Origin of the sequence: Pseudomonas sp. EA_105y_Pfl2_R69 (assembly GCF_963970915.1) — a bacterium.
Taxonomy (GTDB): Bacteria; Pseudomonadota; Gammaproteobacteria; order Pseudomonadales; family Pseudomonadaceae; genus Aquipseudomonas.
The window spans coordinates 320,093-337,673 of the sequence record NZ_CAXAOO010000006.1 but is presented as its reverse complement, the minus strand read 5'-3'; the positions used below and the strand labels follow the sequence as shown (position 1 = coordinate 337,673).

Here is a 17,581-nt window from a genome sequence, read left to right as displayed (position 1 = left end):
TGAAGTCGGCTGCCGGAACGAAGGTCAGGCTGCCATCGGCGGCCACATTGACCACCCCGTTAGCCACCGCAATGGCCTGCACGCCGCCGATCAGGGCGGTGCCGTTGATGCTCTGAATGCTCAGGCCACCATCGGCGGCGCTGTCGTTGCCGAGCAGGTTGAGGCTGACCGAGCCATCTTCGTTGACGCTGAAGCTGTCATCGTTGGCCACGACCGGATCGTTGACGGCGTTGACGTTGGCGAAGCTTAGCTCGGCGCTGTTAGTCAGGCTGCCGTCGCTGACGGTATAGGTGGCGGTAGGTACCGCGCCGGTGTAGTTGGTGGCCGGGGTGAACGTGAAGCTGCCGTTGGCATTGATTACCAGGCTGCCGACACCGGCGATGTTGGCAGTGCTACCGGCGTTGTAGATGGTGGCATCACCAGCGACGGTGAACTGGGTGACGCTGAGGGCATCGTTTTCCGGGTCGCTGTCGTTATCTAGGACGTTTCCGGTGGCGGCAGTGTCTTCGATCACTGCGATGGGACCGTCATTGGCGGCCACGGGCGCATCGTTCACCGCCGCGACGTTGACGGTCACGGTGGCGGTGTTGGAGATCAGGGTGCCGTCGGTGACGGTGTAGCTGAAGTCGGCCACGCCATTGAAGTTGGCATTGGGGGTGAAGGTGACGGTGCCATCGGCGTTGAGGACGGCGGTGCCGCCGTTGCCGCTGGTGACGCTGGCAATGGTCAGGGTGTCGCCATCGACATCGCTGTCGTTGCCCAGCAGGTCAGTCGCCGAGTAAGTGACGGCGGTGTCTTCGCTGGCGACCAGGCTGTCATCGACGGCTACGGGCGCATCGTTCACCGCCGCGACGTTGACGGTCACGGTGGCGGTGTTGGAGATCAGGGTGCCGTCGGTGACGGTGTAGCTGAAGTCGGCCACGCCATTGAAGTTGGCATTGGGGGTGAAGGTGACGGTGCCATCGGCGTTGAGGACGGCGGTGCCGCCGTTGCCGCTGGTGACGCTGGCAATGGTCAGGGTATCGCCATCGACATCGCTGTCGTTGCCCAGCAGGTCAGTCGCCGAGTAAGTGACGGCGGTGTCTTCGCTGGCGACCAGGCTGTCGCCGACAGCCACGGGCGCATCGTTCACCGCCGCGACGTTGACGGTCACGGTGGCGGTGTTGGAGGTCAGGGTGCCGTCGGTGACGGTGTAGCTGAAGTCGGCCACGCCATTGAAGTTGGCATTGGGGGTGAAGGTGACGGTGCCATCGGCGTTGAGGACGGCGGTGCCGCCGTTGCCGCTGGTGACGCTGGCAATGGTCAGGGTGTCGCCATCGACATCGCTGTCGTTGCCCAGCAGGTCAGTCGCCGAGTAAGTGACGGCGGTGTCTTCGCTGGCGACCAGGCTGTCGCCGACAGCCACGGGCGCATCGTTCACTGACGTGACTGTGCCGGCGATGTTGGCTGTGCTGCTCGCTACGCCATCACTGATGGTGTAGGAGAAATTGGCGGGGCCGCTGTAGTTGGCGGCAGGGGTAAACACCAACTGGCCATTGGTCAGGGTGACTGTGCCATTGTTGACGCTGACCGAGATACCTTCGGCTATGGCCTGGCCGTCGACCGCAGTAATTGTCAGGGCATCACCATCCAAGTCGCTGTCGTTGCTCAGGACATCGATGCTGACCGTGCCGTCTTCGTTGAGGGTGAAGGCATCCGCTTGAGCGCTAGGTGCTGTGTTGATGCTTGGCTCGCCTGGCTCGTCAATTTCAGCGGCGGTGTCGGTAGTTGCCAGTTCGCCGAGCTCTTCGTCCAGTTCGCCAGTGGCGAAAGCCAATCCTGCAGTTTCGAACCCGACTGTCGCCTCAAGCTGCTGGCCCGTTTCATCGAGCATCACAAAGCTATGGCCGCCGCCTGCCGCTCCGCCAGTGCCGCCGCCGGTACCCGCGCCCGCCGCGGTTGCTTCGAGGTCGGTGGTGGGGTCGAAACCTGCGGCGAGGGCTTGTTCGAGATCGGATGCCGGCGCTTGCGCGGTTTCGACCGAGTTGGCCGGGCCCGCCTGCCAGTTGCTGTTCTGGGTAACGCTGAGCAGTTCGCCATTGGCCAGTTGCAGGGTGGCTTCGCCGCCCAGGCCTGTCAGTAGTTGTTCGCCCTGGAGCAGGCGCTCGCCTTCGAATATCTGCCGCTTAAGGCCGTCTAGGGAAACGGCAAATACTTGACCTACAAGGCTTTTGACGATGGCGACGATATTGCTCATAGATACTGCTCCGTGTACTCGTGCGTAAAAAAGGTGGCAAGGCGAGTAAGCATTGGGTTCAAATTTGGTAGATCTGTCCGACAATATTTTGTCGTCATTAATTTGGCTTATTCCATTTTGGAATTAGGGCTGTGCCAAACTATTGACCGCTTGCTCGCGATAATAAAGAATGCGCGCCGTGATGTCACTTTGATATTTAACCGACATCTTGCCGGGTTAGAAGCACTGGCTGGCAAGTCGTCTTTATCCTGCTCTAGCTCATCGCTAATCCGTCACCTGGCAGTCAGTCTGCCGAAAAGGAATTTTATTCAATGCGTTTTCTCGTTCTCGTTCCCCTTGCACTGGCAGTATCTGTGGCGGCCCATGGCCAAACCCTCACTGAGGCCATGCAGAGTGCCATCGAGGCGCATCCGGAAATCCAGGCCGGGATCAATTCGCGGTTGTCGGTAGAAGAACAGATGAAGGCTGCCAAAGGCGGTTACCTGCCCCAGGTCGACCTGTTGGCCGGTTATGGCCGCGAGTCCACCGACAGCCCCAGCACCCGCGGCAGCACGCACAACAGCGAGACCCTGACCCGCGGCGAATCGAGCCTGCGCCTGCAGCAGATGCTCTTCGACGGCTTCGCCACCAGCAGCGAGGTGGGCCGCCAGCGGGCCACCGTCAATGCCCGCGCCTATGAACTGCTGGGGACTTCCGAGCGCACCGGGCTGACCGTGGCCCAGGTCTATCTGGAGGTGCTCAAACGCCAGGAAATGGTGCGTCTGGCCGAAGACAACCTGCACAGCCACGAGCGCATCTATGACCAGATCAGCCTGCGCAGCCAGCGCGGCGTCGGGCGCATGGCCGACCTCGATCAGGCCGAGGCGCGTCTGGCCCAGGCCCGCAACAACCTGATTACCGAGCAGACCAACCTGGCCGATGCCCAGGTCAACTACTTCAGCGCCGTGGGCCGCGATGCCAGCGAGCTGAGCCTGCCCCAGAGCCTGCTCGCGAGCTTGCCGGAGAGCCTGCCGGCGGCCCGCGAGGAGATGCTGCAGAACAACCCCTTCCTCAGCTCGGCCGAGGCCGATGTGCAGGCCAGCGAACAGCAGTATGAAGCGTCGAAGTCGACCTTCTACCCGCGCTTCGATGCCGAGCTGTCGCGCAGCATGGACAACAATCTGGACGGCACCGCGGGCCATAGCAACGAATGGCGGGCGATGGTGAATATGCGCTACAACCTGTTCGCCGGCGGCAGCAACAAGGCCGATCTGCAGTCCAAGGCCCACCAGGTCAATCAGGCCATGGACATTCGCAACAACGCCCTGCGCGTGCTCAACGAAGATCTGGGTCTGGCCTGGAATGCCCTGCAGAACGCTCGCCAGCAGCTGCCGATTGCCCAGCAGTACGTCGACTACAGCAGCCGGGTGCGCGAGTCCTACCAGAAGCAGTTCAGCCTGGGCGACCGTACCCTGCTGGATCTGCTCGACAGTGAGAACGAACTGTTCACCGCCGCCCGCCGTCTTGAAGAGGTGCGCTTCACCGAACTGTTTACTCAATACCGGATCAAGGCCACCATGGGCTCCCTGCTCAAGAGCCAGGGTGTGGTCGCGCCAATCGCCGCTGCACCGCTGGACGAGGTCAAGGCCAACGTCAGCTTGCCCGGCCTTAACTGAGCCCAGTCGTGGATGAGTAACCCCAGTGGCAGTAGACCTTAGCCAGACCCAGACCCGTAGCGATCCCCGCGATCGCTACGACGACCCTCTGCTGGACAGCCTGCTGTCGCTGTGCAGCCTGCACCAGAAGTCGGTCAGCCGTGCCATGCTCACGGCCGGCTTGCCGCTTCCGGAGCAACGCCTGAGCCCCGAACTTCTGGCCCGCGCCGCCGCGCGCGCCGGCTTGCAGGGACGCTGGTTGCGCCGCGGGCTGGACAAGATTCCCGAGCTGGCGATGCCGGCCCTGCTGCTGCTGCGCGAGGGGCGCAGCGCCTTGCTGCTGGGCTGGGACGAGCAGGGCCGTGCCCGGGTCATGCCCAGCGAGAGCGAGGGCGGTGAGGTGCGGGTCCGTGCCGAGGTGCTGGCCAAGGACTACAGCGGCCAGGTGTTCTTTGCTCAGCCGTTGCACAAGTTCGACTTCAACCGTGGCGAGCTGATTCCGCGCGCCACGTCCTGGTTTCGCGACACCCTGAAGCGCTCGCGCTGGCTGTATATCGATGCCATCGCGGCGAGTTTCCTGATCAACCTGATCGGCCTGGCCACGCCGCTGTTCGTGATGAATGTGTACGACCGGGTGGTGCCCAATCAGGCCGAAGCCACGCTCTGGGTCATGGCCATTGGCATCACCGGGGTGTTTCTCTTCGACCTGTTGCTCAAGACCCTGCGCGGTCTGTGTTTGGATCTGGCGGGCAAGAAGACCGACCTGATCATCAGCGCCACGCTGTTCGAGCGTATCGTCGGCATGGCCATGAAGTTTCGCCCGGCGCGGGTCGGCAGCTTCGCCCAGAACATCCACGAGTTTCAGAGCCTGCGCGATTTCCTCGCCTCGCTGACCCTGGCCAGCGTGATCGACCTGCCGTTTACCCTGCTGATTCTGGCGGTGATCGCCATGATCGGTGGGCATCTGGTGTGGATCCCGATTCTCGCCTTCCCGCTGGTGGCGCTGATCGGCTGGGCCTTGCAGCGGCCCCTGGCGGAAACCATGCAGCGCAGCATGGCTCTGGCCGCCGAGCGCCAGTCCAGCCTGATCGAGAGCCTGGCCGGGCTGGATGCGGTCAAGGTCAACAACGCCGAAAGCGAGCGCCAATATATCTGGGAGCAGACCATCGGCACCCTTAGCCGCCTGGAGCTGCGCGCGCGCATGCTGTCCAGCCTGGCGATGAACTCGACCATGCTGCTGCAGCAGCTGGCCGGGGTGGTGGTCATCGTGCTCGGCGTGTACCAGATCATGGCCGGCAACCTGAGCATGGGCGGCCTGATCGCCTGCTATATGCTCAGCAGCCGCGCCCTCGGCCCGCTGACGCAGATTTCCGGCCTGCTCACCCGCTACCAGCAGGCCAAGGTGACCCTGGACTCGGTCAACCAGATGATGGAGTTGCCCCAGGAGCGCCACGAGGACGAGCGCCCGCTCAAGCGCAAGTCGCTGCAGGGCGCGGTGGAATTTCGTCAGGTGGATTTCCACTACCCCGACCAACAACAGGCCGCGCTGCAGAAGATCAGTCTGGTGGTCAGGCCCGGGGAGAAGATCGGCATTATCGGTCGTAGCGGCTCGGGCAAGAGCTCCCTGGCCAAGCTGATCGTCGGCCTGTACCAGGCCGACGGCGGCAGCCTGCTGGTGGACGGCATCGATGTGCGCCAGCTGGATGTCAGCGACCTGCGCTACAACATCGGTTACGTGCCCCAGGATATCCAGCTGTTCTCCGGCACCCTGCGCGACAACCTGGTGTCTGGTGCGCGTTACGTCGAGGACGAGCTGGTGTTGCAGGCCTCCGAACTGGCCGGCGTGCACGAGTTCGCCCGCCTGCACCCCAAAGGCTATGAGCTGCAGGTCGGCGAGCGCGGGCAGAATCTTTCCGGCGGCCAGCGGCAGAATATCGCCCTGGCCCGGGCCCTGTTGCTCGATCCGCCGATCCTGTTGCTCGACGAGCCCACCAGTGCCATGGACAACAGCGGCGAAGAGCGCCTCAAACAGCGTCTGGCGGCGGTGATCGGCAGCAAGACCCTGCTGCTGGTCACCCACCGCGCCTCGATGCTCAGCCTGGTGGATCGCCTGATCATCGTCGACCGTGGGCAGATCATCGCCGACGGTCCTAAGGGGAGCGTGATGGAAGCGCTGAAGAAGGGGCAGATCAGTGTCAGCTAAACATTCGGGCAAAGGTCTGCGACAAACCCTGGGCGCTTATTTCGGCAGCCGCGATGCCATGGGCGACGAGCCCCTGCCGGAAGTCAGCAAGGCGCTGATCGAGGATGCACCGCGGGTGGTGCGCCTGACCATCTGGAGCCTGATCGCCTTCTTCGTCTTCTGCCTGCTGTGGGCCCATTTCGCCGTGGTCGATGAAGTGACCCGTGGCGATGGCAAGGCGATTCCGTCCTCGCGTCTGCAGAAGATCCAGAACCTGGAAGGCGGCATCGTTGCCGAACTCTTCGTCCGTGAGGGGCAGATCGTCGAGGTCGGCGATCCACTGCTGCGTCTGGACGACACCCGTTTCGCGTCCAACGTTGGCGAAACCGAAGCCGATCGCCTGGCCCTGTTGCTGCGCGTCGAGCGTCTGAGCGCGGAAGTGCAGGGGCGCGAACTGCTGGTCAGCGACGAGGTGCGGGAAAAGGTACCGCGCCAGGCCGACAACGAAATCGAGCTGTTCAACAGCCGCAAGCAGCAACTGCTCAACGAGGTGGCGGGGTTGGAGGAGCAACTGATCCAGCGCCAGCAGGAGCTGCGCGAGTTCGCTTCCAAGCAGCAGCAGTTTCGCAACAGCCTCGAACTGCTGCGCCAGGAAATTCGCATGTCCGAGCCGCTGGTGGCCGATGGCGCGATTTCCCCGGTGGAGGTGTTGCGCCTCAAGCGCGCCGAGGTCGAGAGCCGCGGCCAGATGGACGCCACCACCCTGGCGATGCCCCGGGCCGAGGCGGCGATCAAGGAAGTCGAGCGCAAGATCGACGAAACCCGTGGGCGCTTTCGCAGCGACGCCCTGACCCAGCTCAACGAGGCGCGCACCGAGCTGAGCAAGATCCAGTCCACCGGCAAGGCCCTCGAGGACCGAGTCAACCGCACCCTGGTGATCTCGCCGGTACGCGGCATCGTCAAGCAGCTCCTGGTCAACACCATCGGCGGAGTGATCCAGCCCGGCAGCGATCTGGTGGAGATCGTGCCGCTGGGCGAGAACCTGCTGGTCGAGGCGCGCATCCGTCCCCAGGACATCGCCTTCCTGCACCCCGGGCAGGAGGCCATGGTCAAGTTCACCGCCTATGACTACACCATCTACGGCGGGCTCAAGGCCGAGCTGGAGCAGATCGGTGCCGACACCGTCACCGACGATGACGGCAACAGCTTCTATGTGATCAAGCTGCGTACCAACAGGAGCCACCTGGGCAGCGAGGCCAATCCGCTACTGATCATTCCCGGCATGGTCGCCTCGGTGGACATCATTACCGGCAAGAAGAGCGTGCTTAATTACCTGCTCAAGCCGATTATCCGCGCCCGCGCCGAGGCCCTGCGCGAGCGGTAGGGCGGATCTACGTAGGGTGCGCTGTGCGCACCAGGCGCTACCGAATGTTCTTGGTGCGCACGGCGCACCCTACGGCATGTCTATTCGACAAACAGTTGCTGCACCACCGAGAAGTCCTGCTTGCCCTTGCCCTGCTTGAGCAGCAGGCGGTACAGCTGCAGGGCCAGCGCGCCCATGGGCGTGCTGCTGCCGCTGACCTGGGCGGCTTCCTGGGCCAGGCCCAGGTCCTTGGCCATCAGCTCGGCCATAAAACCGCCCGAGTAGCCCCTGGAGGCCGGGGCGTTTTCCATCACCCCGGGCCAGGGGTTGTACTTTTCCAGGGTCCAGTTGCCGCCCGAGCTCTGGCGCATGATCTCGGCCAGCACGCCCGGCTCCAGGCCGCTGGCCACACCCATGGCCATGGCTTCGGCGGTGGCGATCATCTGCACCGCCAGCACCTGGTTGTTGCACACCTTGGCCACCTGGCCGGCCCCGTCGGGACCGGCATGGAAGATATTGCTGCCCATGGCGGCGAAGATGGCGTGAGCCTTGGCCAGGGTGGCGGCCGCGCCACCGACCATAAAGGTCAGGGTGCCGGCAGCGGCCCCGGCGGTGCCGCCGGAAACCGGCGCGTCGAGCATCTCGATGCCCAGTGCACTGGCGGCCTGGTGCACCCTGCGCGCGGACTCCGGGGCGATGGTCGAGCACTCCAGCACCAGGGTGCCGGGCTTGAGGGCGGTGAGCAGGCCAGCGTCGCCCAGATACAGCCCCTCCACATGGCGGCTGGCGGGCAGCATGCTGATCACCACCAGGGCGTCCTGGGTCGCCTCGACGGCGCTGGCGGCCGCTAGGGCACCCTCGGCGGCCAGCTCATCGACGGCGGCTGGGACCAGGTCGAATACCTTAAGGACGAAGCCGGCCTTGAGCAGGTTGCGGGCCATGGGCAGGCCCATGTGGCCGAGGCCGATAAAAGCGATCTGGGTCATGGTTGTTGCCCTCCTCGTAGGGTGCGCCGTGCGCACCAGGATTCCATTGTTTGGGGTGCATGGCCTAGGCGGCCCCGCGACACCCTACAGATCCGCCAATGGGTGCTCGCCTTCCCAGACCGCTTCGAAGTGCGCCTCGATCACCTCGTCGGCGATGGCCGCCACATCCGGCCAATGCCAGCGGGGCGTCTGGTCCTTGTCGATCAGCCGCGCGCGCACCCCCTCGGGGAATTCCGGATGGCGGCAGCAGTTCAGGCTGAGGGCGTATTCCATGCGGAACACCTCGGCCAGGGACAGGCGCTTGGCCCGGCGGATCTGCTCCCAGACCAGGTGCCCGGTCATCGGGCAGCCACCATTGAGGGTCTTGGCCGCGCGCGCCAGGAGCAAGTCGCTGTCGCCCTGCAGGGCGCTCAGCGCACGCCAGGCGTGGGGCAGGTCGGCCTGGTCGAGCAGGGCGTCGATGCGTGCGCGGCGCGGCAGCCACTGGGCCTCCGGTAACGCGTCGCGGGCTTCGGCCTCGAGGGCCTGAAGCAGGCTGTGCAATTGTAGTTGTGGCTGCTCCAGCCAGTTCAACTGCACCAGGCCTTCGAGCAGGGCGTCCTGCTGGTTGTCGAGCAGGAAGCGGTCGGCCAGGTCCAGGTCCAGGGCGTCGCGGCCGTTGATCCCGCTGGCGGTCAGGCCGAGGAACAGGCCGAGCTTGCCCGGCAGGCGGGCGAGGAACCAGCTGCCGCCGACATCGGGGTACAGGCCGATATTGATTTCCGGCATGCCCAGGCGGCTGCTGGGGGTGACGATGCGGATGCCCGCGCCCTGCATCAGGCCCATGCCGCCGCCCAGCACATGGCCGTGGGCCCAGCAGATAAAGGGCTTGGGGTAGCTATGGATGCGATGGTCGAGGCGGTATTCGTCGGCGAAGAAGCGCCGCGCCAGGGGCGGCACCTGTCCCGGGTGTTCGCGGCACTGTTGTACAAGCTGCACCACATCGCCGCCGGCGCAGAAGGCCTTGGGCCCGTTGCCGCGCAGCACTACACAGGCGATGCCCGGATCGGCCGCCCACTCCTGCAGCTTGGCGTCCAGCGCCTCGATCATTGGCAGCGACAGGGCGTTGAGACTGCCGGGGGCATCCAGGCTGGCGATGCCGATGCGCATGCCATGCAGGCTGGGGCGTTCGTCGAAAATCACGTTCATCATCAAGGTTCCTGGTGCGCAGGGCGCACCCTGCGGGAATAGGCTTATTTATTGCGCCACTGCGGCTCGCGTTTTTCCAGAAAGGCGTTGACCCCTTCGCGGGTGTCGTCGGCATCGAACAGGTCGACGAAGCGCTCGCGTTCCTCCGCCAGCCAGGTGTTCGGGCTGCGTTCGCGTGCGCCCTGGATCAGCGGTTTGATGGTGCGTACCGCCACCGGGCTCTGCCGCGCCACCTTGGCCGCCAGCAGCAGGGCGTGGCCGCGGGACTCGCCGGTGTCGACCACCTGCTCGACCAGGCCGATGCGCAGGGCGGTTTCCGCATCCAGGCGTTCGCCACAGAGAATCATGCGCTTGGCCCAGCCTTCGCCCACCAGCCAGCTCAGGTGCTGAGTGCCGCCGGCGCAGGGCAGCAGGCCGACGGTGGCCTCGGGCAGGGCCATTTGCGCCTGGCGCTCGGCGATGCGGATGTCGCAGGCCAGGGCACACTCCAGGCCGCCCCCCATGGCATAGCCGTTGATCGCGGCAATCGACACGCCGCGGAAATCCCGCAGCGCCTCGAAGGCTTCGCCGAAGCGCCGGGCCATCTCGCGGGCACGGGCCTTGTCGCCATCGGCGAACAGCTTGAGGTCGGCCCCAGCGCTGAAGAACTTGCCGCCCTGGCCGGTGATCACCAGGGCGTAGATGTCGTCGTCGTGGTTGAGGTGCTCGATCAGCTGCTTGAGGCCGATCAGCGAGTCGCGGTCCCAGGTGTTGGCCGGCGGCTGATTGATGGTGATTAGCGCGGTATGGCCGTGCTTTTCCACGGTGAGCTTGTGGGTCAGGTCGAACAGGCCGGGGTGGTAGGCCTCGATGGCGTGGCTCATATATATCCTCGTAGATTGTGCTCCCCTCTCCCTCTGGGAGAGGGGCTGGGGCGGCCCGCGTAGGGTGAGGGTGGTGCGTGTCCCCCTCACCCTAACCCTCTCCCCGGAGGGGCGAGGGGATAAAAGCTACAAAAGGCGATCAAGCATGCCGCCTTGGTCGAGCAGGCGGCGGGCGATGATCACCCGCATGATCTCGTTGGTGCCCTCCAGTATCTGGTGCACGCGGCTGTCGCGCAGCCAGCGTTCGAGCGGGTAGTCGTTGAGATAACCATAGCCGCCATGTAGCTGCAGGGCCTCGTTGCACAGGTTGAAACAGTGGTCGGTGGCGAAGCGCTTGGCCATGGCGCAGTACAGACTGGCTTCGCCATGCTGCTGGTCCAGCTTGTGCGCGGCCAGGCGCACCATCTGTCGGCTGGCGGTCAGATCGGTGAGCATGTCGGCCAGCTTGAACTGCAGGGCCTGGAACTCGCTGAGCGGCTTGCCGAACTGTTTGCGTTCGTCCACATAACGCAGCGATTGTTCCAGCGCCGCCTGGGCCGCGCCGAGGGAACAGCTGGCGATATTGATACGGCCGCCGTCCAGGCCCTTCATGGCGTAGACAAAGCCCTGGCCCTCGGGGCCGATGCGGTTGCCGGCGGGGATGCGCACGCCTTCGAAACTGATGGTGCGGGTCGGCTGGGCGCGCCAGCCCATCTTCAGTTCGTTACGACCGTACTTCACCCCTGGGCTGTCGGCCGGCACCAGAAAGCAGGAAATGCCCTTGGCTCCACTGTCCTCGCCGCTGCGCGCCATGACGATCAACACCTCTGTGCTGCCGGCACCGGAGATAAAACACTTGCTGCCATCGAGCACATAGTCCTCGCCGTCGCGCCGGGCGCGGGTGCGCAGGTGCGCGGCATCGGAGCCGGCGTCCGGCTCGGTCAGGCAGTAGGAGGCCAGCAGCTCGCCACTGGCCAGGCGTGGCAGCCAGGCATCCTTGAGCGCCTGTTCGGCGAAGGAGGCGAGCATCCAGATCGCCATGTTATGGATGGTGATAAAGGCGGTGGTGGCGACGCAGCCCGCCGCCAGTTGCTCGAAAATCAGCGCCGAGGACAGCCGCGACAGGCCCAGGCCGCCATCCTCCTCCTTGAGGTAGAGGGCCAGGTAGCCCTGTTCGGCGGCGCGCCTGATCACCTCCAGGGGGAAGTGGTGGTCGCGGTCCCAGTCGCCGGCATGGGGGGCCAGTTCCCGCGCGGCAAAGGCGCGGGCGCTGTCTACCAGCAGGCGTTGTTCATCGCTGAGTTCGAAATCCATAAGTCCTCATTGCAGGGTCGCGGGCTGTCCGCCGGCGCGCCGTTCGGCTTGCCAGGCGGCGAGGCTGGGTGCCGCCTGGGAGCCGTCGAGGCGGTCGACGATGCTGAAGTAGTCCTGCTTGAGCGGGTCGCGCATCACCTCGGCGCGGCTCTTGACCTGGACGACATACACCGTCTGCGCGTTCTGGTGATCGAAGGCACGCCACTCTTGCCGGTCCTTGAGTAGCTGATAGCTGTGGTTTTCCAGGGCCTTGATCAGCGTTTCGCTGTCCAGGCTCTTGCTCCGCTGCACGGCGTCGGCCCACTGATAGACGATGCTGTAGGCCGAGGCCGCGGAGCTGGAGGGGTACATCTCGTAACGCTGGCTGAAATCCTTGACGAAGGCTGCGCCGCGGGCGGATTTCTCCAGGGCCGGTACGCGCCAGGTCCAGGGTTCGGTGCCGAGCACGCCCTGCATGATCCCCGGACCGGCTTGTTCGACCATATGCTGGGTCAGGTTGGGCGCGACGATCTGCATGCGCGAGGTCAGGCCCAGGTTCTGGGCGATGCGCATGGCGCGCACCAGATCCTCGCCGAACAGTACCAGGACCAGCACCTGTGCCTGGCTGGCCGCGGCCTGGGTCAGGGCGTTCTGGTAATCGGCCATGCGCGCGCCGGGGAAGGGCACCTTGACCCCCGGGTGCTTGCCCTGGTCCGTACTGCCGGTGGTCTGGCGCAGCGAGCTTTCCGAGGTGTGACCCCAGGTGTAATCGGCGGTGACGTAGAAGTAATCCTTGTTCGGCAGGTGCTTGCTCAGGTAACCGCCGAGGGCGTGGGCGCTCATCCAGGCGTTGTTGCACTCGCGGAACATATAACGATGGCCGTCCTTGCCGGTGGTGTCGTTGGAATAGGTGAGGGTGCCGAAGTACAGCAGGCCATGCTTGGCCGCACGCTTGCCGGCGGCGATGGCCACTGCGCTGGAGGAGCCGCCAAACAGCATGGCCGCGCCTTCGGCGGCCAGTTTATCGACATTGCGCTCGGCCTTGGCCGGGCGCGAGGCGGTGTCCTTGCTGGACAGGCGCAACGGCCGACCGAGCACACCACCGCGCTCGTTGAGCTCGTCTATGGCCAGCAAGGCACCGCGCATCTGGGCCAAACCTTCTTCCTTATAAGGGCCGGTACGCGGGTAGTTGAGACCGAGGGTGATCGGTTCGGCGGCCTGGGCAACGGCAGTGATCCCGGCCCATAGGGCCAGGGTGGCAGTCAGTCGTTTCATTGCAATCCTCCATGTTCTAGTTAGGCCTGACCGACTGTGAGGCCAGGGCGAGCAGGGAGGCATTGTCTTTTGGTCTAAGGGACCGGGTATTGCAGTGCGTCAATAGAGGATCAGGTTCTCATTTCAGCTGGATGGTCATATTGCTGCCGACGATGGAGTCTTCATCGAACCAGCGGCTGGTCACTGTCTTGGTTTCGCTGAAGAAGCGCACGGCCTGTTTGCCATAGGCATGCAGGTCGCCGTAGAAGGAGCCTTTCCAGCCGGTAAAGGAAAAGAATGGCAGCGGTACCGGCACCGGCACGTTGATGCCGACCTGGCCGACTTGCACCGCGTGCTGATAATGCCGCGCCGCGCCGCCGCAACGGGTGAAGATCGAGGTGCCGTTGCCGTAGGGGCTGGCGTTGACCAGTTCGATGGCCTGTTCCAGGCTGTCGACTTCCATGCACACCAGCACCGGGCCGAAGATTTCCTCGCGGTACAGGCCCATCTTGGTGGTGACGCCGCGAAACAGCGTTGCGCCGATCCAGTTGCCGTTGGGGTAGCCCTCGACCGCACAGTGCGAGCCGTCCAGCAGGCATTCGGCACCTTCCGCCTTGCCCTCGGCGATCAGGCGCAGCACGCGCTGTTTGGCCTGTTGGCTGATCAGCGGGCCAAAGGCGGCGTGGCCGTCGGTCCAGTAACCGGGTTGCAGATCGGCCATCTGCGCCTGCAGCTCGTCGATCCACTGCTTCGATTCGCCGACGAACACCGCCACGCTGATCGCCATGCAGCGCTGCCCGGCCGCGCCGCAACTGGCCCCGACCAGGTTGCTCAGCACCTGCTGCTTGTTGGCGTCGGGCATGATCACCATATGGTTCTTGGCCCCGGCGAAGGCCTGCACGCGTTTCAGGTGGGCGGTGCCGGTGCGGTAGATATGCTGGCCCACCGGCACCGAGCCGACGAAGGAGATGGCGCGGATATCCGGGTGGGTGAGCAGGCTGTCGACCACCTCGCGCGCGCCGTGCAGCACCTGCAGCACGCCTTTGGGCGCACCGGCCTCGATAAACAGCTCGGCCAGGCGGTTGGGGGTCAGCGGGTCCTGTTCGGACGGCTTGAGAATAAAGGTGTTGCCGGCGGCGATGGCCAGGGGAAACATCCACAGCGGGATCATCGCCGGGAAGTTGAACGGGGTGATGCCCACGCACACGCCCAGCGGCTGAATCCAGCTGGCAGTGTCGATATCGCGAGCCACGTTCTCCATGGTCTCGCCCATCATCAGGCTGGCGATATTGCAGGCTTGCTCGACCACCTCGATGCCGCGCCAGACATCGCCCTTGGCATCGGCCAGGGTCTTACCGGTTTCGCCGGAGAGGATCTCCGCCAGCTCGTCGTGGTGTTCTTTGAGCAGGTGCTGGTAACGCAGCATCACCCGCGCACGGTCGGACACCGGCACTTCACGCCAGGTGAGAAAGGCCGCCTTGGCACTGGCAATCGCCGCTTCGATGTCTTCGGCGGTGGCCTTGGGTGCCAGGGCCAGAACTTCCTGGGTGGCCGGGTCGGTCACTTCGATAAATTCGCGGGTGCGGCTTTCGCGCCATTCGCCGTCGATCAACTGCGGGATTGCCTTGGCCATGGTGTTCTCCACGCTGTTGTTTTGTCAGTGTTATAGCTGCCTTGTTGGGCTTTGTGGATTGACGATCTTGGGCGATGGATGGACTATCTTGGGATTGAATGGCTAGCTTGGATGCACTCCGGGGCGATTTCTCCCGGGTGGCATCCGGGTGATCGAGGAGGCGGATGAACGCACCAGTCGATACTTCCAACTGGCCATTACCGGCTAATGGCGTGCGTTTTATCACCCCGCCCAGGCTGCGTCGCCTACTGGCTAGGCATCCCCTGGCGCAGGGCTGTTATCCCCAGGCCCTGGGGTTTTACCCCGAGGCGCTGGGCCATCGCATGCAGCGCCTGGTACCGGAGGACCATCTGCTGATCTACTGCCGCGCCGGGCAGGGCTGGCTGGCAACGAAGGATGGACGATTAGCTGTCAGTGGTGGCGATCTGCTGTTGTTGCCCAAGGGCGTCGCCCACGCTTACGGCGCGGATCCGCACAAGCCCTGGAGCCTGTACTGGGTGCATTTCGACGGCGAGCTGGTGGCGGACTTTCTCAAGCCTCTGGGCAAGGGCCCTCTATGGCGTATCGGTGTGCAGCCGCGCCTGCTGGCCGAGTTCGACGCGCTGCTCAACCTGCGCAAACAGGGCCTTAATCTGGCCCACTTTATCCATGCCGCCCACCAGTTGCAGGCGCTGCTCACCTCGCTGGCGGTGCTGCCGGCGCGGGCCACATTGAAATCCGGGCGGGTGCTGGACGTTGACGCGGTGCAGGCGGTGATGCGCGCCCACCTGCATGACTCGCTGAACCTCGATGAGCTGGCCGCGCAGTTCAAACTGTCGCGCTTCCACTTCGCCAAAACCTACCGCGCCCTGACCGGGCACGCGCCGATCCAGGATTTTATCCAGCTGAAAATGGCCCACGCCTGCCGCCTGCTCGACGAGGGCGAGCAGGGCATCCGTCAGGTGGCCGAGCAGTTGGGTTACGAGGACGTGTATTACTTTTCGCGGCTATTTCGCAAGGTGGTGGGTATGGCACCCAGTCATTACAGGGCGCTGCATCAAGGCTAAGTCAGGCGTTTTCAGGGGCAGGCGGCGCTTTCGGCCAAAAGCAGCCGGTGGACACACAACCGACAAAGCGGTAGCTTGCGATTGACTGGATCTTGCCACCTACGTCAACCTGCGATTTTAATTAGCGAGTGGAAACTAAATATGTTAACTACGGCGTATTAAAAATTGACTCTTAAAAGCTATAGCCGCAGAGGCTATGGCACCTAAAGTATAACCGTTAAAGTAATCAAGCGATTTGATGAATTTTCCAGAAACTCAAAGAACAGGAACTTTAGCTGAGTTTGACGTGGCACGGCTATTTCTATCTTGGAGCTGGAACGTAGGGCAAGATCAAATTGATATAGGATACGACCTATTCGTAACTCCAAGTCATAGTCTTTATAATGGCGGTCGATTCCTTGCCCAAATCAAGGGCACAGCAAAGACTACTGGTAAAAACTCTGTTCGCGCCCCCGTTTCGAAAAGCAGACTCCGCCAGTATGCAGAGTCTATCATTCCTGTATTTATTATTCGTGTGACACCTGAGGGCAGGTTCTACTGGCTTCACGCTCAACCTTGGACACGGGCAAATGAGCATCGACTGTTAGGTAGTGGAAATATAAGCATTGAGTTCGAAAGCACACAATCCCTCGATCATCGCTCAGAATTTGAATGCTACCTAAAATCAGTACTAACAGTTACTGGCCGCGAAGCGCAGGGCGAAGTGTTACTTCCTGAGTCGCTAAATAGTCGATCAAGTATTAATACTCAGCAGGCTCTTGGATTTCTGGCAGAGTCTGAGGTGTCAGAAGGCTTTATCAGTAAACTTACCTTCACTCCAACTCAAAATCCAGAAAATTTAGAAAAGTTCAAGGACGCGTTGTTCTTTGGCTTGCCACGAACTTTTGAGGTCGAGAAATTTAACATATCTGTACCTCCTTCTCTCAATAACCCTTATGAAGAATTTGGAAAAGGGGCTATATCAATAAATTCCATCGGCTCTACGGCCGGAAAAATTCGACTTATCCCTGGCCATAAACACTCAATCACCACGACAGAATTATCGATTGACGCCGAGCTTTTTAATGGAAGCCTTGGAGCTGCTATAACTAATGAGCAAAAGGCCAGCATTCTAGATATTTGTGTTCGCTTCAAGATCAATAAAAACAACAGCCTCACACCAAACGCTAGATTTAGCTTTCGAATGCCCCACATCTCCGATATGCCAATAAAAGATGTGGACTATCTAAGCCACGTTCATTTATGGGCAGAGCAGGCTCTAGCTCGCAAGAGCTTTACTTTAGAGGTGGAAATATCGGGACAAAGACTTCCGCTACCCTTCCCGGCGGAAATTCAAGAGTCGGCCATGGAGTTTATACATCTGGCTCACACCCTAGGGAAAATTCATTTGATAGCAAGAACCACTGGATCGAAACTCCGTGTCCCGAACGAATTTTCGATATCACGAGCAGATATTAACAATATTAATTGTGCCTTTTTATTGCTTCGAGGCGATCAACAACAAACACTTTCTTCTCTTTCGATAGAGCTTGAGCCAAGTGAAAAAATTGAATCATCCAAAAAGACTTCGCTTTTTGGCGTCAAGATCATAACGTTTAATCTTTTCGACCAAGAGCTTTGCAAAATCCCAACTAGATTCGACTTAATTGATTATCAAGTTAAAAGAATTCCGAATTCTACAAAAACGCTGGTAACTTCAGGTAAGCACGGAAAAGCACTGATGTCATTTGCGGATGATTACTCTGAAGATCTAGAGGGGGCTTGGTTCTCAACTAAAAAAACCTGATTTCCTACTCATTCTGACTGACAGCTTCTGGTCGATTCTGTTGAAAAAGTCGATGTTTGAGAAAACCGAAAACAATAGGTGGCATAAAACAATAGACCACGGTTTTCGGGAGCATTAATCGTTGTGTCTCCTGTTTTC

The 17,581-nt window shown here is 62.1% G+C and carries 12 protein-coding genes; 5 read left to right on the top strand and 7 right to left on the bottom strand.

The window, feature by feature from the left end:
• Positions 1–2,236 (bottom strand): retention module-containing protein (locus tag AACY13_RS18215; RefSeq protein ID WP_339462978.1); only part of this gene is annotated, 2,236 nt, incomplete at its 3' end.
• Between the two features lie 311 nt (positions 2,237–2,547).
• On the opposite strand from AACY13_RS18215, the gene AACY13_RS18210 reads away from it, so the two are divergent.
• Genes AACY13_RS18210 through AACY13_RS18200 form a run of 3 tightly spaced genes read left to right on the top strand, consistent with a single transcriptional unit; the run spans position 2,548 to position 7,436 of the window.
• A complete protein-coding gene (locus AACY13_RS18210; protein ID WP_339462977.1) occupies positions 2,548–3,891 on the top strand; it encodes a TolC family outer membrane protein in 1,344 nt (447 codons plus the stop codon).
• 25 nt (positions 3,892–3,916) lie between these two features.
• On the top strand, positions 3,917–6,073 hold the full coding sequence (locus AACY13_RS18205; RefSeq protein WP_339462976.1) for a type I secretion system permease/ATPase: 2,157 nt from the start codon (positions 3,917–3,919) through the stop codon (positions 6,071–6,073).
• Positions 6,074–6,131: 58 nt separating this feature from the next.
• Entirely contained in the window at positions 6,132–7,436 is a 1,305-nt protein-coding gene (locus AACY13_RS18200; protein WP_339462992.1) for an HlyD family type I secretion periplasmic adaptor subunit, read from the top strand.
• A gap of 80 nt (positions 7,437–7,516) precedes the next feature.
• Here the strand turns inward: AACY13_RS18200 and mmsB are convergent, their stop codons facing one another.
• The 6 genes from mmsB to AACY13_RS18170 form a co-directional block, all read right to left on the bottom strand.
• Entirely contained in the window at positions 7,517–8,401 is an 885-nt protein-coding gene (gene mmsB / locus AACY13_RS18195) for a 3-hydroxyisobutyrate dehydrogenase (RefSeq protein ID WP_339462975.1), read from the bottom strand.
• A gap of 84 nt (positions 8,402–8,485) precedes the next feature.
• Entirely contained in the window at positions 8,486–9,589 is a 1,104-nt protein-coding gene (locus tag AACY13_RS18190; RefSeq protein WP_339462991.1) for an enoyl-CoA hydratase/isomerase family protein, read from the bottom strand.
• Between the two features lie 44 nt (positions 9,590–9,633).
• Positions 9,634–10,452 (bottom strand): enoyl-CoA hydratase, encoded by an 819-nt coding sequence (locus AACY13_RS18185; RefSeq protein ID WP_339462974.1) that lies wholly within the window; start codon positions 10,450–10,452, stop codon positions 9,634–9,636.
• Positions 10,453–10,578: 126 nt separating this feature from the next.
• On the bottom strand, positions 10,579–11,745 hold the full coding sequence (locus tag AACY13_RS18180) for an acyl-CoA dehydrogenase family protein (protein ID WP_339462973.1): 1,167 nt from the start codon (positions 11,743–11,745) through the stop codon (positions 10,579–10,581).
• Between the two features lie 6 nt (positions 11,746–11,751).
• Positions 11,752–12,999: an ABC transporter substrate-binding protein gene (locus tag AACY13_RS18175; RefSeq protein ID WP_339462972.1), complete on the bottom strand. Its 1,248-nt coding sequence runs from the start codon at positions 12,997–12,999 to the stop codon at positions 11,752–11,754.
• A 118-nt stretch (positions 13,000–13,117) separates the two neighbouring features.
• Entirely contained in the window at positions 13,118–14,611 is a 1,494-nt protein-coding gene (locus AACY13_RS18170) for a CoA-acylating methylmalonate-semialdehyde dehydrogenase (RefSeq protein ID WP_339462971.1), read from the bottom strand.
• A gap of 164 nt (positions 14,612–14,775) precedes the next feature.
• Here AACY13_RS18170 and AACY13_RS18165 point away from each other — a divergent pair, with 164 nt between their 5' ends.
• Both AACY13_RS18165 and AACY13_RS18160 read left to right on the top strand, forming a co-directional pair.
• Positions 14,776–15,657 (top strand): AraC family transcriptional regulator, encoded by an 882-nt coding sequence (locus AACY13_RS18165; RefSeq protein ID WP_339462970.1) that lies wholly within the window; start codon positions 14,776–14,778, stop codon positions 15,655–15,657.
• Between the two features lie 238 nt (positions 15,658–15,895).
• A complete protein-coding gene (locus tag AACY13_RS18160) occupies positions 15,896–17,443 on the top strand; it encodes a DUF4365 domain-containing protein (protein WP_339462969.1) in 1,548 nt (515 codons plus the stop codon).
• Positions 17,444–17,581: the final 138 nt, after the last annotated feature.